This is a genomic window from Cognatazoarcus halotolerans, assembly GCF_009800965.1.
Classification (GTDB): Bacteria; Pseudomonadota; Gammaproteobacteria; order Burkholderiales; family Rhodocyclaceae; genus Cognatazoarcus; species Cognatazoarcus halotolerans.
This window is the reverse complement of record NZ_WUAF01000002.1, coordinates 207,094-229,327: the sequence shown is the minus strand read 5'-3', so window position 1 is coordinate 229,327 and position 22,234 is coordinate 207,094. Positions and strand designations below refer to the sequence as shown.

Genomic DNA, 22,234 nt, shown 5'->3' with positions numbered 1-22,234 from the left:
ACTTAGCGTAACGCGCCATTTTAGCAGCAAAAGGCGGATACGCCCGATGCGATAAAAAAATGCCCGGCACGAGGCCGGGCAATACAAGGGACGAACCATCCGCTTTCGCTCAGAGCATTCCCAACGCCCTGGGCAGGGCCAGCGAGATCTCGGGGATATAGGTCACCAGGATCAGGAACACCAGCATGGTGTAAAGCCAGGGCAGAACCGCCATCGTCATCTCGGTCATGCCAGCCCGTGTGATGCCGCTCGCCACGAACAGGTTCAGGCCGACCGGCGGGGTGATCATGCCGATTTCCATGTTCACCGTCACGATGACGCCGAAGTGAATCGGATCGATCCCCAATGCGACTGCCACCGGAAACAGGATCGGCGCAAGAATGAGGATGATCGAAGACGGCTCCATGATATTGCCGGCGAGCAGCAGCAGGATATTCACCACGACGAGGAATCCGATCGGACCCAGCCCGCTCTGCACGATCATCTCGGCCATACGCTGCGGAATCTGCTCGGAAGTGAGGATGAACGAGAACAGAACCGCACTGGCAATGATGAAGAGCAGCATCGAACTCATGTTGGCCGAGTCGAGCAGGACCTTGGGAATGTGCTTCCAGGTCAAATCCTTGTACACGAACATCGCGATCACGAAGGCATACACCGCACTCATTGCCGCAGCTTCGGTGGCAGTGAAGATCCCCGAGTAGATGCCGCCCATGACCACCACGATCAGCAGAAGACCCCAGATCGCCTCGCGGAAATAACGCCACCGAGCACTCCAGGACTCTTTCGGCCCACGCGGAAAGCCGTGTTTCTTCGCCTGCCACCAGGTCGCCACGCCGAGCATCACTGCGAGCAATATCCCCGGAACCACGCCGGCCATGAACAACGCGCCGATCGAGGAGTTGGTGGTCACTGCGTACATGACCATCACGATCGAAGGGGGAATCAAGATGCCGAGACCACCCGCCGAAGCAACCGATCCGGCAGCGAAGCGCAGCGAGAACCCCTGTTTCAGCATGGCCGGGATCAAGATCGAGCCGATCGCCACCACCGTCGCGGGGCTTGAACCGGAGACTGCGGCGAACAGCGCACAGGCGAGCACCGCCGACATGCCCAGCCCGCCCGTGATGTGCCCGACCATCGCGGTCGCGAAATTGATCATCCGCCGGGCAACGCCGCCACTGGTGAGGAAGTTGCCCGCCAGGATGAAGAACGGGATCGCCATGATCTCGAACTTCTCGATACCGGTGAACATCTTCAGCGCCACCGACTCGACCGGAACCGAAGTGAACCCGGCCATGAAGCCCAGCACCGTGAGGCCGAGCGCGACACCGACCGGCATGCCGACCGCCATCAGAACGATCAGCATTCCAAAAAGAATTGCGGCATTCATCGATCAGCCCTCCTTGCCCGGACGCTTGCCATGTTCGCGCGCCCACTGTTCGTCACTCTTGCCGGCATGACCGTGCTCGATCTCCTCGGCGATCTCGATCGCTTCTCCGACACCCAGGGACTCGGTCTCGTCGTCGAGCCCCTCGACATGCCCGTGATCATGGGAGGGCAGCTCGCCCGTGCGCGCAAACTGCACCATCACCTGAATGAAACGGAAACACATCAGCGCCGAACCAAGCGGCACCGCCGAATACACGATCCAGGTCGGCCATTCGAGATCAGGCGTGATCGGCCCTTCGAAATGATCGCCCACATCCTTGCCGAGCCACGTGAGGGTCTCGTAGGCCATGCCGTTCTCCCACACGAAGGTCACGCCGAAATAAGCGATCACCGCAGTGAAGAGCACTCCGCAGGCGAGCCCGAGCTGCACGAAGAAGGTCCGCTTGCCACCCTCGAGCTTGTTGATCAGCACGTCTACTCCCACGTGAATACCGGTTCGCACGCCGTATGCGGCGCCGAACTTTGCCATCCACACGAAAAGAATGATGCAGAACTCCTGGGCCCAGCCCAGATCCTGCTCCAGCATCCAGTCCTGCACTACAGGTATGTCGAAACCCGACATGTAGCGGTGGACCACCGCCACGAAAATAACCAAGGTGGAGATCGCTATCAGGGAGGCAATGATTGTCTCCTCGAGGCGATCTATCAGCTTCATCAACATGGGCTCTCCTCCCAGCGCGGCGGGCCGCGCGACTTATTGGAATCCGGTGATCGAAGAACGTCGACCGATTGCCGCTACTACATTGTTCAGTCCTTTTCAGGGCCACTCGTACGATATGAGAATGCCCTTCCGTTCTCAATACGTAATTTCCGAACCCTTTTAAAAAACAACAACCTAAAGCGTATTGCTGACAAACAACGCTTACATCCTGATTATCGAAGACGGAACAAAAAACCCGCCAGCGGCGGGTTTCTCGTTTCCAGGCGCTCACTGCACCTTACATCTTGTTCGGATCGAAGCCTGTCGCCTGATAGACCGCATCAATCGTTTCCTTGCCAATACGTGATGCCATCTTCGCATGCACCGGATAGAGGGCCTTCTTGAGCTCCTTGCGCTCTTCCGGAGTCAGCGTATAGACCTCGGTCTTGCCTGAGGCTTTCACCGCTGCCATGGCCTTCACATTCTCGTCCTTCGCAATGCTGTTCGCGTATTCCGTAGCTTCGGCCATCGCTTTCTCGAGCTCGCCACGGACATCGCCCGGCAACCCGTCCCAGAACTTCTTGTTGGTGATCACGGCGTAGCCCAGATAGCCGTGATCGGAGAGCGTCACATGCTTCTGCACTTCGTACATTTTCTGGGTATAGAGATTGGATGGCGGATTCTCGGTACCGTCAACCACGCCGGTCTGGAGGGCCTGATAGACCTCTGAGAAGGCCATCACCTGCGGGAGCGCCTTGAGGGCACGCATCTGCTCGTCGAGCACTTTCGACGACTGGATGCGCATCTTCAGACCCTTGTAATCCTCGACCTTGTGAAGTGGCGTGTTGGCCGAAAATACCTTGAAGCCGTTATCCCAGTATGCAAGCCCCTTGATGCCTTTCGGCTCGAGGGAATCAAACAGCTTCTTGCCCACCGGGCCGGTGGTGACCTTGTGGAGCTCCGCCGCGTTATCGAAAATGTAGGGCAGATCGAACACTTCGAAGGTTCGCACGCCGAGCGGACCGAACTTGGCGAGCGACGGCGCGACCATCTGGACGGCCCCCAGTTGCAAGGCTTCCATTTCCTCCTTGTCCTTGTAGAGCGTGCTGTTTGCATAGACCTCTACCTTGACCGCACCCTTGGTGTATTTCTCGGCGAGTTCCTTGAACTTTTCGGCGCCTTTGCCTTTCGGGGTGTCCGTTGCCACAACGTGGCTGAACTTGATCACGATGGGATCTGCAGCGGAAACGGCTGCCGCGAACCCGAGTGCGGCAAGCCCAACAATCAAGGCACGAATTTTCATTAGTCTCTCCTCCTACCAACCTTAGATTAGTCATTTGCCAGATGGACGTCGCCATCGGCAATCGAACCACTTTCCAGCAGCCCTGATCGCAAGTATGACCTGCCGACGGCGTCAAGCCTATTGTGGATGTCCGATACACCGGCACGGCGGGCGACAGCCGCGGTGAAGCTCGGGTTACCATTTCAGCTCCGACATTCCCTCCAGCCCCCAGGATGAATCAAGTTATCCCGAGCGGATCCATCGCCACAACCTGGCGATGGCGCCTGCCATATTTGATGCTGGCACTCTTCCTGATGGCCATCGCGGCACTGGTATTGCTGATACGCAACTACGACGAGGAAGATCAACGCGCAACGCTGATCAGCGACGTGCTCTGGATGGAACAGAACCTGCGTTTTCACCTTGAAAAGGGTACGGAGCTACTCGCTCAGCTGGGCCCGGGGCTACTCGACGACGCAAGACCGAGCGCCAGCGCACGGGCACAAATGCAGCGCTTGCTGCAACCCGACAATCCAGTCGTCCAGGTTATCTGGATGGACCGCAACGGGGATATCCGCGGCGCTCTTCCGGCAATGGGCGAAACCCAGCGAATCGGAGAAACCGAGGACGCGACACCGGCCGCATCCCTGTTCAGGCTCGCCCGGGTCAGTGGCCGACCTGTCTACGGTCCTGCCTACCAGGTGCTCGGCGATGACGCCTATTTCGAGGTCTACGTGCCGCACTTTCGAGACGGCGAGTTCGCCGGCGTGATCGTTGGCGTGCAGTCCCTTCGGGCGCTCATCAACAGCGAGGTTCCGTGGTGGTTCTCGGAAAAATACCGGGTCAGCGTGAACGATCCGACCGGCCAGGAAATCGTGTCGAAATCGAAGGCCGCGATTCTTGCGCACGGGCTCGATTACACCATCCCGCTCGACCCACCCGGTCGTGGGCTGGTGCTCAAGATCACCACGTACCGCGGCGAAGTGCGCTGGATTCCGATCCTGCTGGGCGCCTCGATCCTGCTGCTCGCAGCCGGCATCATGTGGAGTGTCTGGCGCCTGAGGTTGCATGTGATAAGGCGCCAGCAGGCCGAACACGCCCTGCATGAAGCCTATGCGTTCCGGCGTGCCATGGAAGATTCACTACTGACCGGACTGCGCGCGCGCGACATGGAAGGTCGCATGATCTATGCGAACCCGGCGTTCTGTCAGATGGTGGGGTATTCGGAATCGGAACTGCTGGGGCGCAAACCGCCCATGCCCTACTGGGATCCGGACGAACTCGGCCGCACCAAAAGCCTTCACGAATACATCCTGTCCCACCCCCACGCCGGCGACCGGGGTGTCGAGGTGCGGCTACGGCGACGCAATGGCGAGCGGCTCGACGCAATGATATTCGAGGCGCCGCTGATCGACGCGCACGGCAATCAGACCGGATGGATGGGCTCCGTGCTCGACATCACCGAGCAGAAACGCATAGAGACGATGGCCCGCCAGCAGGAAGAGCGGCTGCACGCTACGTCACGCCTCATCACCATGGGCGAGATGGCCTCAACGCTGGCGCATGAACTCAACCAACCACTGGCGGCGATCGCGAGCTACAACACGGGCTGCATGAATCGACTCGCCAACAACCAGGCCAACCCGGAAGAGCTGCTCACGATTCTTGGCAAACTGGGCAAGCAGGCGCAGCGTGCCGGTCAGATCATCCGCCGGGTCCACGACTTCGTCCGCCGCAGCGAACCAAAGGTAGAGCGCATCGACCTGAACCAGCTCGTCACCGAGGCGATAGGCCTCGTGGAGCCGGATTCAAGAAAACGGAACATCGAGGTAACCTTCACTGCGGCGGAGGGCCCGACCCACGTACGGATCGATCCGGTGATGATCGAACAGGTCCTGGTCAACCTGATCCGCAACGGCATGGATGCGATGCGGGACATTCCGCTTGATCTGCGACGCCTGGACGTATCGATCGGCAGGCGCGAGAACGGCGTCGAAGTCAGTGTCAGGGATCGTGGCCGCGGCATTCCTCCTGAAACCGCCGAACGACTCTTCGAACCTTTCTTCACGACCAAGACCGAGGGTATGGGCATGGGGCTCAACATCTGCCGATCGATCATCGAATCACACCGCGGAACGCTCGTTTTCGAGGCAGCATTGGACGGTGGTACAGTTTTCACGTTCTGGTTACCGGCGGACGAAGAATGAGCGAAACCCTGGCGCACATCGTCGACGACGACGAAGCCATCCGCGATGCACTGGCCTGGCTGTTCGAGACACGCGGCGTGGCCTGCCGGAGCTGGTCTTCGGGCGAAGCGTTTCTGTCCGAATGGCAGGCCGACTGGCGCGGCTGCATCGTGCTTGACATCCGCATGGGCGGAATGAGCGGTCTGGCTTGCTTCGACGCACTTCGCCAGAAGGACTGCCAGTTGCCGATAATCTTCCTGACCGGTCACGGCGACGTGCCGATGGCAGTTTCGGCGATCAAGAACGGCGCTTTCGACTTCGTCGAGAAACCCTTCAACGACAACGATCTCGTCGACATCGTGGTCAATGCACTCGATGCCGATGCCCGCAGCCAACAGATCAAGGCAACCCGAGAGAACGTCATCGCCCAACTCGCCCAGCTCACCGCGCGCGAGCGCGAGGTGATGGATCAGATCCTCGCCGGCAAGTTCAACAAGGTCATCGCCGACGAGCTGTCGATTTCGATGCGTACGGTCGAGGTGCACCGTGCACGGGTATTCGAGAAGATGGGGGTCCGCTCAGCGGTGGAACTGGCCCAGCAACTCTCTTCGACCGGCCTCATGCCTGGCCAGGCCGAAGACTGATCCCCGCAGCTCCCGACCTGAGCCACGAAGGAAGCAACCCATCCTCACCGGGCGGGCAGGCGTAATCATGCGCAACCCCCACGCCGCCGATCCACACCGGCACACCATCCACCCTCAGCACCGGCATCGCATCTCGCAGCCAGGGGGGAATCCCTGCCTCCTGAACCAGATTCTTGATGCTGCGATGCGGACGCCCGGCCGCAAGCTGCATGCGGTCGCCCGGACGACGGCGATCCAGCAGGACCAAACGCCCGTCGAGGCAGGAAAATCGGACGCCTGCGCCGCGCACGCGTTCGAACACGACCTCGTCGCCCCCCCATCGCAGACGTTCGATACCGCACCACGGGACCGTCGTCGCGGACGAATCGACGATCTCCTCGAGCCACACGGTGTTCCGATAGCGACATAACCACGCCTGCCCGAGGGCGTAGTGCAGAGGCTGTCCGGCACCCAGGGCACCCAGTTGGCGGACCGCTTCACGAAGGTCGGCGTCGTCAGGTGCCGGCAAACCCATGGCGCGAAGCGCCCAGCGGATCAGATTACGCTGACGTTCCTCCGGCAGCCGAAGCAGCGCGTCGAAGCGCATGGCCTCATCAGCGCAGACCGCCCGCCAATCGATGACCGCAAGCTCATCGAGCAGACCCTGGCTTTCGCGCAGATGATCAGCGGCACGACAGATACTGGAAACAGCTGCGGGAAAGCGTTCCTGCACGAGCGGCAACACGGATTTGCGCAGGAAATTGCGGGTAAAGCGCAGATCCGCATTGCTCTCATCCTCGATCCAGTCGAGGCCGCGATCACGCGCCCAGGAAAGAATCGCGGCACGATCGACGCCCAGCATCGGCCGCAACAAGGACATGCCATCGGTGCGCCGCTCCACCTCGGCAATCCCCGACATTCCTCGGGCGCCGGCCCCCCGAAACAACCTGAACAGCACCGTCTCAGCCTGATCGTCGCGATGGTGGCCGAGAGCCAGCCAATCCGCCTCAAGCCGCGAAAATGCCGCATAGCGGGCGCTGCGCGCCGCTGCCTCGACACCGTCGGCAGGAGAGACCGGCAATCTGACCTTGAAATGTCGAATCGGGATGTCGAGACGCTCGCAAAGCCCGGAGCAGAAGGCCGCCCAATGATCAGCCGAAGGGCTCAAGCCGTGATGCACATGAGCAGCTGTGACGGAAAGATCCCGACGTTTTCGGAGATCATTCAGAAGATGCAGCAAGACCACCGAATCGACGCCACCGGACAGCCCGACGCACAGCCGCGCCCCAGGCGCCACATGACGCGCAATCGAAGCCGCGACGGCAGCAAGCGGATCGTCAGCGGACCGCGGCTTCCTTGAACTTGCCATACGCCATCAGGCGATCAAAGCGTCGGTCAACCAGCTGGGACGGCGTCAGGTCGGCAAAAGACCGCAGCGCGTCGGAAAGCGCCCGTCGCAAGCTCTGGCTCATGGCACGATAATCACGGTGAGCACCGCCAACCGGCTCATTCACGATCTTGTCGATGAGCCCCAGCGATTTAAGCCGCGCAGCGGTGATACCCATGGTTTCGGCGGCTTCCGGTGCCTTTTCGGCACTCTTCCAGAGGATCGAGGCACACCCCTCCGGCGAAATCACCGAGTAGGTCGAATATTGCAGCATCTGGACCTGGTCTCCCACCGCAATGGCTAGCGCCCCGCCCGACCCACCCTCACCGATGATGGTGCACACGATCGGCACCTTGAGCTCGGCCATCACGTAGAGATTCCGGCCGATCGCCTCCGATTGGCCGCGCTCTTCGGCTCCGATGCCGGGATAGGCTCCCGGAGTATCGACGAAGGTGAAGACCGGGAGACCGAATTTTTCTGCGAGACGCATCAGCTTGAGCGCCTTGCGGTAACCCTCGGGCCGCGGCATGCCGAAATTCCGGTGAATCTTTTCCTTGGTATCGCGCCCTTTCTGGTGGCCGATCACCACGCATGACTGTCCATTGAAGCGTGCCAGACCACCTACGATCGCCTTGTCGTCGGCAAACGAACGGTCTCCGTGCAGCTCCTCGAAATCGGTGAAGATGTGCTGGATGTAGTCGAGGGTGTAGGGCCGCTGGGGGTGACGTGCGACCTGGGCGATCTGCCAGGGGGAGAGCTTGGCGTATATATCCTTGGTCAGCGTCTGACTCTTGCTCTCGAGGCGGACAATCTCCTCGGAAATATCGACCGCCGAATCGTCCTGCACGAAGCGAAGCTCTTCGATCTTTGCTTCAAGTTCGGCGATCGGCTGCTCAAAATCGAGGAAAGTGGTTTTCATCCAGGAGTTTCCTGCAACAAAGGGCGCCATTCTACACCGAGCGTGAGCGCTGGCTACCAGGCGTTCGAACCAGTCGCCAACGCCACCTGCAGCACATTGAATGGCAATGATTTCCGGTGCCCGAGCGCCCATGTTCGCGATCCCGCGCACATCGCGTCGACGAATCTTAACGCCTCGCTCCCGAAGGCCATAGCCCCCATTTCGCATTCTGGTTTGCCGCCGCGACGCTCTATAATCGCTCTTTTCCGAATGCGGAACCACCCGAAGTGAGCACAGCCCTGTTCGAGTCCAACATTCCAAGCCTCAAGCAAGTTGCCCGAGGCAAGGTCCGCGACATCTATTCGGTCGATGCCGACCATCTCCTGATCGTCACTTCCGACCGCCTGTCAGCGTTCGACGTGATCCTCCCCAACCCCATTCCGGACAAAGGCCGGGTGCTCACCGCGCTGGCCCTGTTCTGGTTCGATCGCCTCGCCCACGTCATTCCCAACCAGCTCACCGGGATAGACCCCGAGAGCGTCGTGCGGCCGGAAGAGCGCGATCAGGTGCGCGGTCGGGCGCTCGTCGTGAAACGCCTGACGCCGCTTCCGATCGAAGCGGTGGTGCGCGGTTACGTGATCGGTTCCGGCTGGAAGGAATACCAACAGACCGGCTCGATCTGCGGGATCGCGCTTCCTTCCGGATTGCAACAGGCGGCACGCCTGCCTGCACCGATCTTCACGCCGGCAGCCAAGGCGGAAGCCGGTGAGCACGATGAGAACATCTCCTTCGAACAGGCTCAGGCCCGCACCGCGGACTTTCTTGAGCCTGCCCTCGAAGGCAGTGGCGTGACAGCCGGCGAATTGGTCACCCAGGCGCGCGACGCGGCACTGCAGCTCTACTCCGAGGCGGCCCGGTACGCGGCCGGGCGCGGCATCATCATCGCCGACACCAAGTTCGAGTTCGGGATTGACACCGCCGGCAGGCTCCACCTGATCGACGAGGCGCTGACCCCGGACTCGTCCCGCTTCTGGCCTGCCGACAGCTATCGCGAAGGCATCAGCCCGCCCTCGTATGACAAGCAGTATGTCCGTGACTACCTCGAAACCCTCGACTGGGACAAGACGGCACCGGGACCGGTATTGCCCGACGCCGTAATCGCAGGGACGTCGGCCAAGTATCGGGAAGCGTACGAGCGGCTTGTCGGTCAAGCGCTGCCACCGGGCTGAATCGGGTACACCGGCGCGGGTCGGCTCCGGTCTGTTGCGGAGCACGGGCCCGATCACCGCGGGGACTCGCGCAGTTTCTCCCGAACAGCTAATCTAGCGCGGTTGCGCGTAGACGGTGAGATCACAGCATGGACGAGTCCTCGATCAATCTGAACAAGCACTTTGCCATCCCCCCTATCCGCAGGATCGCGCCAGGGCGTCCATTCACCTGGCTGAAGCGCGGATGGCAGGATCTCGCCGGCAACCCTGCCGCCAGCCTGGTTTACGGGGTTTTCCTGGCCGTCGTCGGCTATCTCATCCTGGTCTACGCTTCGCCGCGGCCATACCTGTTTACGGTCGCGATCTCCGGCTTCCTGCTGATCGGCCCCCTCACCGCAGCGGGCGTATACGAAATCTCCCGACAGGCCGAATCCGGCCGGCGGACCGGATTCCTCGAATCGCTGCAAGGGCTCGCCCGGCATCGCGACTCCCTCCTGCATTTCGGCATCCTGCTCGCGCTCATGCTGGTGGTGTGGGAGCGTATTTCCGCGATCATGTTCGCGCTTTTCTATTCCGACCGGGTGCCGGATCTGGCGAATTTCTATCGCGACGTATTCTTTTCCGGCGATTACCTGCAGTTCGTCACGGCCTACGTCCTTGCCGGCGGACTCATTGCCTGCATCGTCTTTTCGATCAGCGTGGTATCGATCCCGATGATGATGGATCGCGACGTCGACATCATGACCGCGATGGCCACGAGCGCACGTGCCGCAACCGGTAATCCGCTCGCGATGCTGGTGTGGGGCATCCTGCTGGTCACGCTGGTACTGATCGGTTTTGCCACGATGATGATCGGTGCAGTCATCCTTCTGCCGCTGCTCGGTCACGCCACCTGGCATGCCTACAGAGACTTGCTCGAACACGAGTAGCCGCTCCCCCGAAACACCGATTCAGTTGTTCGCCCAGCGCGAACACGCCGCTTTTTGGGCACAATAAGGGCTGTTCCGCCCCCATCGCTTCCGAGAGAAAGATCCGAATGAGCAATCCCCTGCTGGACTTCAGCGGCCTTCCCCGCTTCGACACCATCCGCCCCGATCATGTCGCCCCGGCGGTCACCGGTCTGCTCGACGACGGCCGCAAGCTCATCGCAAGCCTGCAGGCACTGCCGAACCCGACGTGGGATACCTTCATCAAACCGCTGGAAGATGCCGGTGAACATCTCGACCGGGCCTGGGGTGTGGTCGCTCACCTGCATGGCGTCATGGATGTGCCCGAGTGGCGCGAGGCGTATAACGCCATGCTGCCCGAGGTCACGCGCTTCTATGCCGAGCTTGGCCAGAATCTCGAACTGTTCGGCCAGTACCGCAAGATTCGCGACAGCGCCGAATTCGATGCGCTAAGCCCGGCGCGGCAGCGCATCATCGACAACGCGATTCGCGACTTCCGCCTTTCCGGTGCGGAGCTCGCAGAAGCCGACAAGCCACGATTCCAGCAGATCCAGGAGGAACTCTCAGGCCTTTCCGCCAAATTCTCCGAGAATCTGCTGGACTCCACCAATGCGCATGCCGAATGGATCGAGGACGAGGCCGAATTGGCCGGCATTCCAGACAGTGCGAGGGGTGCCGCCCGCGCGGCCGCTGAGCGCGAGGGCAAGCCGGGTTGGAAATTCAGCCTGCACATGCCGTCCTACCTGCCGGTGCTGCAATATGCCGAGAACCGCGCGCTGCGCGAACGTATGTACCGCGCCTATGCCACCCGTGCATCCGAGCTCGGCAAGACGGAGTGGGACAACGGACCGCTGATCACCGGCATTCTCAAGCTGCGGGCAGAAGAGGCACACATGCTTGGCTACCGGAACTATGCCGAGGTCTCGCTGGTTCCCAAGATGGCCGAATCGCCGGAACAGGTGCTGGGCTTCCTTACGGACATGGCGAACCGCGCCAAGCCCTTTGCCGAACGCGACCTCGCCGAACTCAGGGCCTTTGCGGCTGACGAACTCGCCATGGCCGATGTGCAGCCTTGGGACGTTGCGTGGGTATCGGAGAAGCTCAAGCAGGCGCGCTACAGCTTCTCCGATGAGGAAGTGCGACAGTATTTCCCCGAGCCCAAGGTACTTTCAGGCCTGTTCAAGGTGGTCGAAAGTCTCTATGGCGTCACAATCCGGGCCGACCAGGCACCGGTGTGGCATGACGACGTGCGCTTTTTCCGGATTGAACGCGACGGCGAGCAGGTCGGCCAGTTCTACCTCGATCTCTTCGCGCGCGACACCAAGCGCGGCGGCGCCTGGATGGGCGAGGTACTGACCCGCCGCCGGCACGCTGCGGGCGTGCAGACGCCGGTCGCCTATCTGGTGTGCAATTTCTCCGGCCCGGTCGGCGGCAAGCCCGCACTGTTCACCCATGACGAAGTGATCACGCTGTTCCACGAGTGCGGTCATGGCCTGCACCACCTGCTCACCCGCATCGACGAGCCCGCGGTGTCGGGCATCCACGGTGTGGAGTGGGATGCGGTGGAGCTTCCCAGCCAGTTCATGGAGAACTTCTGCTGGGAATGGGACGTTCTTTCCGACATGACCAGCCACGTCGACAGCGGCGCGGCGCTTCCGCGCGAACTCTACGACCGGATGATTGCCGCGAAGAACTTCCAGAGCGGCATGCAGACGGTTCGTCAGCTGGAATTCTCTCTGTTCGACCTGCGCCTGCACCACGACTTCGACCCCGCCGGTGACAAGAGCGTGCTCGGCCTGATCGACGAGGTTCGCCGCCAGGTGGCGGTCCTCATCCCACCCGCGTGGCACCGCTTTCCGCACAGCTTCAGTCACATCTTCGCCGGCGGCTACGGCGCGGGGTACTACAGCTACAAGTGGGCAGAAGTGCTCTCCGCCGACGCCTTCGCGGCCTTCGAAGAGGCCGCGGGCAAGAGCGGTAGCGTGCTCGACCGGACGACCGGCGAACGATTCTGGCGGGAAGTGCTCGCGGTTGGCGGCAGCCGTCCCGCGCTCGATTCGTTCAAGGCCTTCCGCGGCCGCGAGCCGAGCGCCGACGCGCTGCTGCGTCACAGCGGCATGGAAGCCGAGACAGCCTGAAGGGATGAACGCCGGTTGAAATCCGGCGCGGCCCTTTCGTCGTCTGTTTGATGCACCCGGCAGCTGTTTCCGTTTATGTTGGCAAATCATCGGCCGGGTCAACGTTGCGGAGAGTCTTCATGCGTTTCCATGTGTTCCTGATGCTGTTCTGCCTGTCAGCCAGCGTGCTGGCCGAAGGCACGACCTACCACTGGAAAGACGAACGCGGCATCGATCACTATTCCGACCGGCCACCTCCGCAGTCGATCGAGAACGCCGAGGCACGCCGCTTTGCTGCTCCTTCGGCGGACCGCACGCTTCCCTATCTGATCCGCAAGGCCGCAGCCGATTTTCCAGTCAGCATGTATGTCGCCGATACCTGCGGCCAGCCCTGTGCCGACGGGCGCGCACTTCTTTCGGCACGCGGTGCCCCGTTCACCGAAATTCGCGTCGCCAGCCCGGAAGAGGTCGCAGCGCTGCGCGCGCGTTTCGACGGTAACGGCATCGTCCCGGCCATCCAGATCGGGCGCACCAGCTTCTCGGGTTTTTCCGCCGAGCGCTGGCAACAGATGCTGGACGAAGCCGGCTACCCGAAGGACCAGCGTGGCCTCAGCCGCTAGCCCGACGGCACAGCGCGTTAGAATCCCGACTCGGGCGGCATTCGCCGCCGGCCTCCGGAACGACCATTGAAGATTGCCACCTGGAACGTCAACTCGCTGAAGGTCCGCCTTCCCCATGTGCTCGACTGGCTCGCTGTGCAGCAGCCAGACGCGCTGTGCCTGCAGGAACTCAAGCTCGAGGACAAAGCCTTTCCCGCCGCAGAACTCGAGCAGGCTGGCTACAGAGCGGTCTTCCTGGGACAGAAGACCTACAATGGCGTCGCCATTCTGAGTCGCATCGCCGCCGAGGATGTGACGCTCAACATTCCCGGCTTCGAGGATGATCAGAAGCGTCTCATCGCGGCGACCATAGGCGACGTCCGCGTCATCTGCGGGTACTTCCCGAATGGTCAGGCGGTCGGCTCCGACAAGTTCGCCTACAAGCTGCGCTGGCTCGACGCCCTCACGACGTGGTTGCAGGGCGAGATCGCCCGCCATCCGAAACTGGTACTCGCCGGCGACTACAACATCGCACCTGAAGACCGTGATGCCCACCCGGACTGGAAGGACGAAATCCACGTCTCCGAACCCGAACGGGCTGCATTCCGCGCGCTGCTGCAGCTCGGCCTCAGCGATGCCTTCCGGCTGTTCGAACATCCCGAGAAGAGCTTTTCCTGGTGGGATTACCGGATGATGGCCTTCCGGCGAAACTTCGGCCTGCGCATCGACCACCTGCTGGTCTCGCCCGCGCTGCGCGAGCACTGCAGGTCGTGTGAGGTCGACAAGGCGCCACGCAAACTGGAGCGCCCCTCGGACCACGCGCCGGTAGTGCTCGAACTCGACTGATGACGCGCGACTGCGGTGTCGTGCTGGTGCACGGCAAATGGGCAACACAGCCTTTCGAGCACGCGCCGCTGGCGGCGAGCCTCGTCGCGCAAGGTTATGCGATTCGGGAGCCGGTCATGCCCTGGGCGCTGCACCGGCGCTACGATCGCTCCTTCGATCGAGCGCTGGAAGAGCTTGAAGAATCCATGGCCGAACTGCGAGCAGCGGGTTGCAGGCGGGTGATTGTCTGCGGACACAGTCTGGGAGCCTGCGCGGCTCTCGGGCTGGCCGCCCGCGGCGGCAACAACATCGATGGCCTGGTCCTGCTCGCGCCAGGCCACTTCCCGGAGCGCTTGGCGGCGCAGGGGCTCACAACCGCTTCGCTCGCGCGCGCTCGACAGGCATTCTCGACCGGTGAAACGCACCGCATTGCGCTGACCGACGTAAACCAGGGCATCGTCCGCCGCCTGCGTGTTGGCGCCGCCGCCTGGCTGAGCTACTTCGAGCCAGAGGGCCCCGCGCAATGGCCCGCCAATGCCCGCGCAATGAGCACTTCCGTACCGACACTCGTCGTGACCGGCTGCCAGGAGGTGCCCCACCCTCCCGGAATCGACTATGCTTTCGGGCTGATGCCCCATCACCCTTCGAGCCGCTACGTCGAGATCGACGCCAGTCATGCCGACACGCCCCGCCACGCTGCCGAGCTCGTGCGTGACTGGATGGACACCCTCGAGCCGGACAGCCCGCCATGACCGACCCCACGCTGCTTGCCGACCGCTACCCGATTCTTGCCGAGCTCCCGCCCGAAGCCCGCAGCAGACTGATCGAGCGCGCGCAGTGGGTCAAGGTGCCGGCCGGAACGCTGCTGTTCGACGACCACCAGGCCTGCGAGGGATTCCCGTTCGTGATCAACGGGACCATCCGCGTGATCAAGGCCGCGCCCAATGGCCGCGAACTGCCGCTGTATCGCGTCTCGCCAGGAGAAACCTGCGTGATTTCCTCGTCCTGTCTGCTGGGCCACGAGGATTACAACGCACGAGGCATCACCGAAACCGAGACCGAGCTCATGATGCTGCCCAAGCCGGTATTCGACGAATTGCTCGGCGAGGCTGCATTTCGCGGCTTCGTGTTCCACCTTTTTGCCGATCGTATTGCCGACCTCATGCAGCTGATCGAGGAGGTCGCCTTTCACAAGCTCGACCAGCGCCTCGCCGCGCAATTGCTGGGCAAGGGGCGCGTCCTCCACACCACCCATCAGCAACTTGCGGACGAGCTCGGCAGCGTCCGCGAGATCGTGAGTCGCCTGCTGAAGGGCTTTGCCGCCCAGGGACTGGTGCGTCTGTCGCGCGAACAGATCGAGATTCTCGATCCAGCTGGTCTTCGCACGCTCTGTGCCGGCTGACACATGCGAGCCTCCCGCCCGCTATGTAACCAAGGTTACAGACCTGCCCCCGGCCAGATGCTCAAATGGCGCCACAGTCAAGCAATCCCCAAGGAGTGGGTCATGAAAGCAAACGTTGGTGGTATCGACAAAATCCTGCGTATCGTGGTTGGCATCGCGCTGATCGCCTGGGCGCTCATGGGTGGGCCGGTATGGGCCTGGATCGGCATCGTGCCGCTGGCCACCGGGCTTGCCGGCCGCTGCCCCGCATACTCGCTGCTGGGCATGAACACCTGCCCAATGAAGAAAAACTGAACGAGCGCGCGAGCATCCCGCATCGCGAACGTCCGGGCACCGCCCGGACGTTTTCATTTGGACCGGCGTTCGCTGCAGTGATTGGCGATTGCGACGAAGTCGCCCAGCGAGAGCCGCTCACCGCGCAGTCCCGGGTCGATGCCAAGCGCGCTGAAGTCCGACTCGACGAGAAATGCCCGGAGGGTGTTGCGCAAGGTCTTGCGACGCTGCCCGAAGGCCGCGGTAACGATCTCGCCGAGCAGCTCCGGATCATTCGCGTCAAGCGCCTCGACAGGCTTGGGCGCCATGCGCACGATGCTCGACATGACCTTCGGGGCCGGCCGGAATGCGCCCGGCGGCACATCGAACAATCGCGCCATGTTGAAGCGGTACTGGAGCATCACCGACAGGCGACCGTATTCGTCCGTTCCGGGTTCGGCGACCATGCGCTGGACCACCTCCTTCTGCAGCATGAAGGTCATCTCCCGAACCTTGTCCGCAAAATCCGCAAGGTGGAACAGGATCGGCGTCGAGATGTTATAGGGCAGGTTCCCGACCACCTTGAGGCGTTCCCCCAGCGTGCCGAAATCAAACTTGAGCGCGTCCCCTTCATGGATGACCAGCCTGGCGGGATCGTACTGCTCGTGCAGATGGGCGATCAGGTCGCGATCGATCTCAACCACATGGAGCAGTGGCAGGCGCTCCAGAAGCGGCGCAGTCAGCGCGCCCAGGCCCGGGCCGATCTCCACGACGAGGTCGCCGCTCCGTGGCGAAATGGCATCGACGATCTTGCGGATGATGTTGGGATCGGACAGAAAATTCTGGCCGAACCGCTTTCTCGCCCGATGCTCCATCAGACGGCCCCCTCTGCACGCGCAATGCGCGCCTTGATCGTTGCAATCGCCGCGAATCCGGCCTTCTCACCCTCCAGAATGGCGCGATGGCGATCCTCGAAGTTCGTCGCCAAAAGCCCTTGGACGGCAGGCCTCACGACGATGTCGGCCTCCGCGGTCTCGACCCCGGCGATCCGATTCCCCATGATCGCGGCCGAATCGAGCAGGACGTCAAGCGAGCCGCGGCCGCGCTTGCCGCTTGGACGTGCGGAGATATCGACCGCGATGACCAGATCGGCCCCCATCTGCCGCGCCACCCTGACCGGCACCGGGCTCGACACGCCGCCATCGACATATTCCACGCCGCGGATCAGCACCGGCGCGAATACCCCGGGCACCGCGGCAGACGCACGTACTGCCTGGCCGGTGTTCCCGCTCGCGAAGGCGACCATGCGGCCCTGCTGGAGATCGGTGGCAACCGCGCTGAATCGGCGTTTGAGCTGTTCGATCGGCCGATTGCCGACCCGCTCGTTGATGAAACGCTCCAACGCCTCGCCCTTGACCCAGCCGCGCTCGAAGAGGCTCCAGTCGGTGACAGCTGATTTTTCCAGCTCGAAAGCCAGATTCTGCAGCTCGAACGCGCCGAATCCGGCCGCATAGAGCGCCCCCACGACCGCACCGGCACTGGTCCCGGCGACGATCTCCGCCTCGATCCCGTTGGTCTCGAGCGCCTTGATCACACCGATATGGGCGAAGCCCCGAGCAGCACCGCCGCCAAGCGCAAGCCCGATACGGGGTTTGGCTCTTGAGGTACGAGCCGGCAGGGATTGTTCCGGTACCGTCTGCACCGGCGCAGCGCCGCGTCCCGGAAGCGCACCACATCCGCCGAAGAACAGCGCCGAAAGCGCCATCAGGCAGTCTCGCCGATCCATCAGTCGCAGCCCTTCGCTGCCCGCGCCATGCCAATCGCAAGCTCGATTGCCGTGATGAGGCTCCCCGCATCGGCGGTACCGGTTCCTGCGAGATCGAGGGCGGTACCATGATCGACCGAGGTCCGAACGATCGGCAGCCCCAGGGTGACATTCACGCCACCACCGAAGCTCGCGTGCTTGAGTACCGGCAGCCCCTGGTCGTGATACATGGCCAGCACCGCATCACCCTGCGCCAGCGTGTGCGGCACGAACAGGGTGTCGGCCGGCAAGGGGCCGATCAACCGGAATCCCTCGCCGCGAAGCCTCTCAAGCACCGGCACGATCACCTCGATTTCCTCGTGACCCATGTGACCGCTCTCCCCCGCGTGAGGATTGAGCCCCGCGACGAGGATCCGCGGCGCCGCGAGACCAAAGCGCAGCCGCAGGTCACGGTCGAGAATGCGGATGGTTTCTTCAAGCAGTTCCGGCGTGAGCGCATTGGCAACCGCGCGCAGCGGCAGGTGCGTGGTGGCCAGGGCGACCCTCAGACCACCGCCGGCAAGCATCATGACCACCCGCGGTGTGCCGGTATGTTCGGCCAGGTATTCGGTATGGCCGGTGAAAGGAATGCCCGCATCACAGATCACCCCCTTGTGCACCGGCGCGGTGATCATCCCGGCAAATTCGCCGCTCAGGCAGCCCGCAATCGCGCAGTCGAGCGTGTCCAGCACGTAAGGACCGTTGGCCGCATCGAGCCGTCCAGCAGTGGCCGGCGCACGCAACGGCACATGGAGGATCTCGATCGCCCCGGCGATTGCCTCGCCGCCCGCCACGTAGTCGGGAAGCACCCGCGGCGCGGCGGCGGCACGCAACCTCGTTTCGATCAGATCGCGATCACCGACCAGAACCAGCCGCACCGGCCACGTCCGGTCGATCAACGCGGCACACAGCTCCGGACCAACCCCCGCCGGCTCACCAGTGGTGACGGCCAGTGTTAGCACTTCATTCATCGCAAGTCACTGCGGGTCGAGCCGCAACTCCACATAGGTCCGGTCGCGCAGCTGACGCAGCCAGTCATCATAGGCCTCGTCCGACTTGCGCTCGCGCAGGGTATTGCGTGCGACGGTGCGCTTGCGCTCTTCGGAAACGTCCTGGCTGCGGCGCTCGAGTACCTGGATGATGTGCCAGCCGAACGGCGTCTGCACCGGCTCGCTGATCTCTCCCGGCTTCAGGGCATTCATCGCACGCTCGAACGCCGGCACCGTATCGCCCGGGTTCACCCAACCGAGATCACCACCCTTGGCCGCAGAAAGATCGGCCGAATGCACCTTGGCAAGCTCGGCGAAATCCTCGCCCCCCTGCAAGACCCGCTCACGCAGCGCCTCCAGGCGCTGGCGGGCGTCAGCATCACTGAGCACGGCCGAGGTCTTGAGCAGGATATGCCGGGCATGGGTTTGCTCGACCCGCACGTCGGCAGCGTCGTTGCCACCCCTTTTCTCGAGCAGCTTGACGAGGTGCAGGCCGGCCGGGCTGCGCAGCACCGGCGAAACCTCGCCCACCGCGAGCTTGCCCGCCTCGTCCGCATAGAGCGCGGGCAGGCGGTCTGTACCACGCCAACCGATGTCGCCGCCGGAGAGCGCATCGGGCGCGTCGGAGTAACTCGCGGCAAGCTTGGCAAAATCCTCGCCGGCAGCGAGCTTGCGGGTCACTTCCGCGGCCCGCGCCTGCAGCGCGGCGAATTGCTCGGGCGTCGCACCCTCTGGCGCACGGAGCAGGATGTGAGCCAGGTGATATTCCTCGCTGGGCGTGCCCTGGTTGCTGTCGAGGAAATTGTCTACCTCGGCATCCGTCACGACGATGCGGCTATCCACTTCGCGCTCGCGCAAGCGCGTTATGACGATCTCGCGCCGGATGTTGTTGCGAAAATCGTCCCAGCTCAATCCGTCGCGTTCCAGGGCCTCGCGGAATGCCGGGACGGAGAGTTTGTTCGAGGACGCAATCCGCTCGATGGCACGATCGAGTGTCGCATCATCGGCACGAATGCCGTTCTGGCTCGCCAACTGCAGCTGCGCGCGCTCGAGGATCAAACGTTCGAGAATCTGCTTGCGGATAACGTCTCGCGGCGGCAACTGCGTCCCTTGACGCTGCAACTGCCTCACGGCGAGGTCGATCCGTTCGTTCATTTCGCGCTCGGTGATCACCTCGTTGTTGACCACCGCCACGATGCGGTCCACCTCGACCGGATCGGAGGCCGCCAAGGCATTACCCGAAAGCGGCGCAATCGCGCCGAACAACATGTTGCCCACCATCAGCGCCGCGAAGGCGACGCGCTTCGAAAACTTGATCATCTTCATTCCATCTTCAGGCCTTGCGCGCCTGTTCATTCCTGTCCGAATACCGGATCGGCCGGCAGGTCGTTGATCTTGCCATATCCCTGCACACTTCGACGCAGCAGGTTCACCGGGCTCGCACCGACGCTGGCAAGGCCGTTCAGCTCCAGCTGCAAGTAAAGCGCCTGGGTGACGTCGTCCTGATTGGTCGCAAAACGATACAAGGCCGCACGCAGCACCCAGCAACCGCCGTTGTATTCGACACCACCGAGCGCCTCGGTCACCCTGTGCTCGCGCAGCGAGCGTGTATAGCGCATCACTCCGTACCAGTTTCTGCCCAGCGGCCACTGCGCCGCGAGATCGAGGTCGCGCAACACGTCTCGGGTATAGCGGAAGCTCGCATTGACCACCTTGGCAAAATCAGGCTGATAGCTCACCCCTAGATTGAAGCGCTCTGCCCAGTTGTCACGCGGGTTGTACTGAAGGTCGGTAGACAGCCGCGTGTCCTTGTGCACCAGACCGGACAACGCCGCCAGCAGATCGGCCCGACGCCCGGTACGCAAAGGGTCCGAACCGCTGAGCTGGACGCGCTGATCCTCGAAGTAATAGCGCTGGCCGACGGCTCCGCGCATCAGCTCGACGCCGTTCCTGTCTAGCATCCGCGAGGTGACCGCAGCGGTAACCTGGTTGGCATTGGCGATACGGTCGTCACCGGTGTAGATGTTCTCGCTGAAGACCTGCGTGAAGTTGTAGTCGTAGGCGGCCGAATCGAAGACCGGGTATTGATCCGGATCCTGCCGCCGGTACGGTACATACAGGTAATAGAGTCGCGGCTCGAGGGTCTGCCGGTACTCGCGACCACGCCACTCGACCTGCCGCTCGAAATTGAGCAGCCCGTCGAGCGATGCAATCGGCAGGCTGCGCGTCAGCGAGGTCGGCGCACCCGCACTCTGTGGCGTCTCGAGCTCGTAGCGGGTGTAATGGACGCCCAGCTTCGGCGTGAGCGAATAGGCATCGCGCAACAGGGGCCACGAGACCTGCGGATAAAGGACCGTTCGCTGCCCTTTGGCCATTGCATCGTCGCGATGTTCGAAATAGGTCGTGTCCCCGCGGAAATCGAACTGGGTGCCCCCGCCGAGCTCCCGGCTCGCATTGAGCGCGAGACGCGGCAACATGCGGTAGGGGGCGACGCCATCGATGGTCTGATAGCCCTGCATGATCATGCTGGCGTCCCACCATTCGCCGCCTGCGTAGCGCACTTCCGCCCTGTTCAGCAGATTGGACTGGGAGGTAACCGCAAGGCGCGAACTCAGGTCGGAAAAATAGTCGACGTCAGAGACGCGATTGAGGTTTATCGAGGTGGTCCACCCGGGCGCGATGTCCTGCAGGTGCCTGAAACTCCCCGCGGCGCGCGATCCGCCGCGTTCGGCATCGTCCGGCAACCATTCGAGCTGGGTCTGGCCGCGCGACTTTTCGGTGAGGTAGCGGAATTCGCCCCCCAGCTGCACGCCCCGCCTGCTCATGTAGCGTGGTGTCAGCGTCGCATCGTAGTTGGGTGCAATGTTCCAGTAATACGGCAGCGTCAGGTCGAAGCCGGTCTTGTTCGACTGGCCGACGGTCGGAGCGAGCAATCCGGATTGCCGCTGTCCGACAAGGGGAAACTCGATCCACGGCAGATAGAAGATCGGCACATCCTTGAACACCACCGACCCGTTCCTCGCGACACCGACTTCGCGGTCGTAATCGAGCTTGAGTTCGCCCGCGCGGATGTACCAGTCGGGATCGGGAGCCGGACAGGTGGACCAGGTCGCACCCTCGAGGCGGTACTGGTTCTCACCCTCGAAATGCAGCTTGTCGGCCGAGCCGCCCCCGGCGACGGTACGCGAATCCTCTTCGCCTGGCTGGCCGACCCGGGTATTCCGGGTAATGCTGTAGCTGGGCGAATCGAACTCGCCGACCTGCTCCTGGACCTTCAGCCGCACCGCGGGGCCGCGCATGACGTCGGTGCCCTGACGAAGCTCGACGTTACCCTCCGCCACCGCCTCGTCGGTAAGCTCGCGATAGGAGATGCTATCGGCCTTGAGCTCGACGCCGCTGCGCCGCAGGCTGGCGTCGCCTTCGGCGTTAACCTCGACACCGGTCCGACCCTGAATACGGCTCGCCTCGACTTCAGTGGGGGCGTCGGCGGAACCGACCGCAAGCGCGCTGCCGGACAGCGCCAGCAAGGGCAGGATCATCGGGAATCGAGTCTTCGGGGAGCGACGCCGCTTCAAGCTTTAAATCTCCAAAGGCCCGACATCTCATGCAGGGCGTCCGAAACT

At 62.6% G+C, this 22,234-nt stretch carries 20 protein-coding genes; 10 read left to right on the top strand and 10 right to left on the bottom strand.

Annotated elements, in window-relative coordinates; all coding sequences use genetic code 11:
* Positions 1-109: 109 nt before the first annotated feature.
* The 3 genes from GQB03_RS04005 to GQB03_RS03995 form a co-directional block, all read right to left on the bottom strand.
* On the bottom strand, positions 110-1,393 hold the full coding sequence (locus GQB03_RS04005; protein WP_159684710.1) for a TRAP transporter large permease: 1,284 nt from the start codon (positions 1,391-1,393) through the stop codon (positions 110-112).
* Positions 1,394-1,396: 3 nt separating this feature from the next.
* On the bottom strand, positions 1,397-2,110 hold the full coding sequence (locus GQB03_RS04000) for a TRAP transporter small permease (RefSeq protein WP_159685265.1): 714 nt from the start codon (positions 2,108-2,110) through the stop codon (positions 1,397-1,399).
* Positions 2,111-2,390: 280 nt separating this feature from the next.
* Complete coding sequence (locus GQB03_RS03995) at positions 2,391-3,395, bottom strand: TRAP transporter substrate-binding protein (protein ID WP_159684707.1); 1,005 nt, start codon at positions 3,393-3,395, stop codon at positions 2,391-2,393.
* A 275-nt stretch (positions 3,396-3,670) separates the two neighbouring features.
* Between GQB03_RS03995 and GQB03_RS03990 the strand changes: the two genes are divergently transcribed.
* Positions 3,671-5,581, top strand: coding sequence for a sensor histidine kinase (locus tag GQB03_RS03990; RefSeq protein WP_235026934.1), 1,911 nt, complete (start codon positions 3,671-3,673; stop codon positions 5,579-5,581).
* The gene (locus GQB03_RS03985; protein WP_159684702.1) at positions 5,578-6,204 is read left to right on the top strand and encodes a response regulator transcription factor; all 627 of its coding nucleotides are present in this window, start codon (positions 5,578-5,580) and stop codon (positions 6,202-6,204) included. The genes GQB03_RS03990 and GQB03_RS03985 overlap by 4 nt, the downstream gene beginning before the upstream one ends.
* On the opposite strand, the gene tilS is transcribed toward GQB03_RS03985, so the two are convergent.
* Both tilS and GQB03_RS03975 read right to left on the bottom strand, forming a co-directional pair.
* Positions 6,179-7,552, bottom strand: coding sequence for a tRNA lysidine(34) synthetase TilS (gene tilS, locus GQB03_RS03980; RefSeq protein ID WP_159684700.1), 1,374 nt, complete (start codon positions 7,550-7,552; stop codon positions 6,179-6,181). The genes GQB03_RS03985 and tilS overlap by 26 nt on opposite strands.
* Positions 7,521-8,489 (bottom strand): acetyl-CoA carboxylase carboxyltransferase subunit alpha, encoded by a 969-nt coding sequence (locus tag GQB03_RS03975; protein WP_159684697.1) that lies wholly within the window; start codon positions 8,487-8,489, stop codon positions 7,521-7,523. Before GQB03_RS03975 ends, tilS begins: the two co-directional genes overlap by 32 nt.
* A 266-nt stretch (positions 8,490-8,755) precedes the next feature.
* Between GQB03_RS03975 and GQB03_RS03970 the strand changes: the two genes are divergently transcribed.
* The 8 genes from GQB03_RS03970 (at position 8,756) to GQB03_RS03935 (ending at position 15,860) form a co-directional block, all read left to right on the top strand.
* Positions 8,756-9,697: a phosphoribosylaminoimidazolesuccinocarboxamide synthase gene (locus GQB03_RS03970; RefSeq protein WP_159684695.1), complete on the top strand. Its 942-nt coding sequence runs from the start codon at positions 8,756-8,758 to the stop codon at positions 9,695-9,697.
* 128 nt (positions 9,698-9,825) lie between these two features.
* Entirely contained in the window at positions 9,826-10,605 is a 780-nt protein-coding gene (locus GQB03_RS03965; RefSeq protein ID WP_159684692.1) for a DUF2189 domain-containing protein, read from the top strand.
* Between the two features lie 107 nt (positions 10,606-10,712).
* Entirely contained in the window at positions 10,713-12,761 is a 2,049-nt protein-coding gene (locus GQB03_RS03960; protein ID WP_159684689.1) for a M3 family metallopeptidase, read from the top strand.
* Positions 12,762-12,880: 119 nt separating this feature from the next.
* Complete coding sequence (locus GQB03_RS03955; RefSeq protein WP_159684686.1) at positions 12,881-13,360, top strand: glutaredoxin family protein; 480 nt, start codon at positions 12,881-12,883, stop codon at positions 13,358-13,360.
* Between the two features lie 66 nt (positions 13,361-13,426).
* A complete protein-coding gene (gene xth / locus GQB03_RS03950) occupies positions 13,427-14,185 on the top strand; it encodes an exodeoxyribonuclease III (RefSeq protein WP_159684684.1) in 759 nt (252 codons plus the stop codon).
* Entirely contained in the window at positions 14,185-14,916 is a 732-nt protein-coding gene (locus tag GQB03_RS03945; RefSeq protein WP_159684682.1) for an alpha/beta fold hydrolase, read from the top strand. Before xth ends, GQB03_RS03945 begins: the two co-directional genes overlap by 1 nt.
* The gene (locus GQB03_RS03940) at positions 14,913-15,566 is read left to right on the top strand and encodes a Crp/Fnr family transcriptional regulator (protein ID WP_159684680.1); all 654 of its coding nucleotides are present in this window, start codon (positions 14,913-14,915) and stop codon (positions 15,564-15,566) included. Before GQB03_RS03945 ends, GQB03_RS03940 begins: the two co-directional genes overlap by 4 nt.
* 102 nt (positions 15,567-15,668) lie before the next feature.
* On the top strand, positions 15,669-15,860 hold the full coding sequence (locus GQB03_RS03935) for a YgaP family membrane protein (RefSeq protein ID WP_159684678.1): 192 nt from the start codon (positions 15,669-15,671) through the stop codon (positions 15,858-15,860).
* A 53-nt stretch (positions 15,861-15,913) separates the two neighbouring features.
* Here the strand turns inward: GQB03_RS03935 and rsmA are convergent, their stop codons facing one another.
* From rsmA to GQB03_RS03910, 5 genes are read right to left on the bottom strand one after another with little or no spacing between them, the layout of a single operon-like run.
* On the bottom strand, positions 15,914-16,693 hold the full coding sequence (gene rsmA / locus GQB03_RS03930) for a 16S rRNA (adenine(1518)-N(6)/adenine(1519)-N(6))-dimethyltransferase RsmA (RefSeq protein ID WP_159684676.1): 780 nt from the start codon (positions 16,691-16,693) through the stop codon (positions 15,914-15,916).
* Positions 16,693-17,604 (bottom strand): patatin-like phospholipase family protein, encoded by a 912-nt coding sequence (locus tag GQB03_RS03925; protein WP_235026933.1) that lies wholly within the window; start codon positions 17,602-17,604, stop codon positions 16,693-16,695. The genes rsmA and GQB03_RS03925 overlap by 1 nt, the downstream gene beginning before the upstream one ends.
* Positions 17,604-18,593, bottom strand: a complete 990-nt coding sequence (gene pdxA / locus GQB03_RS03920) for a 4-hydroxythreonine-4-phosphate dehydrogenase PdxA (protein WP_159684674.1) — start codon at positions 18,591-18,593, stop codon at positions 17,604-17,606. Before pdxA ends, GQB03_RS03925 begins: the two co-directional genes overlap by 1 nt.
* A gap of 6 nt (positions 18,594-18,599) precedes the next feature.
* Entirely contained in the window at positions 18,600-19,937 is a 1,338-nt protein-coding gene (locus GQB03_RS03915) for a peptidylprolyl isomerase (RefSeq protein ID WP_159684672.1), read from the bottom strand.
* Between the two features lie 26 nt (positions 19,938-19,963).
* The gene (locus tag GQB03_RS03910) at positions 19,964-22,186 is read right to left on the bottom strand and encodes an LPS-assembly protein LptD (protein WP_235026932.1); all 2,223 of its coding nucleotides are present in this window, start codon (positions 22,184-22,186) and stop codon (positions 19,964-19,966) included.
* Between the last annotated feature and the right edge of the window lie 48 nt (positions 22,187-22,234).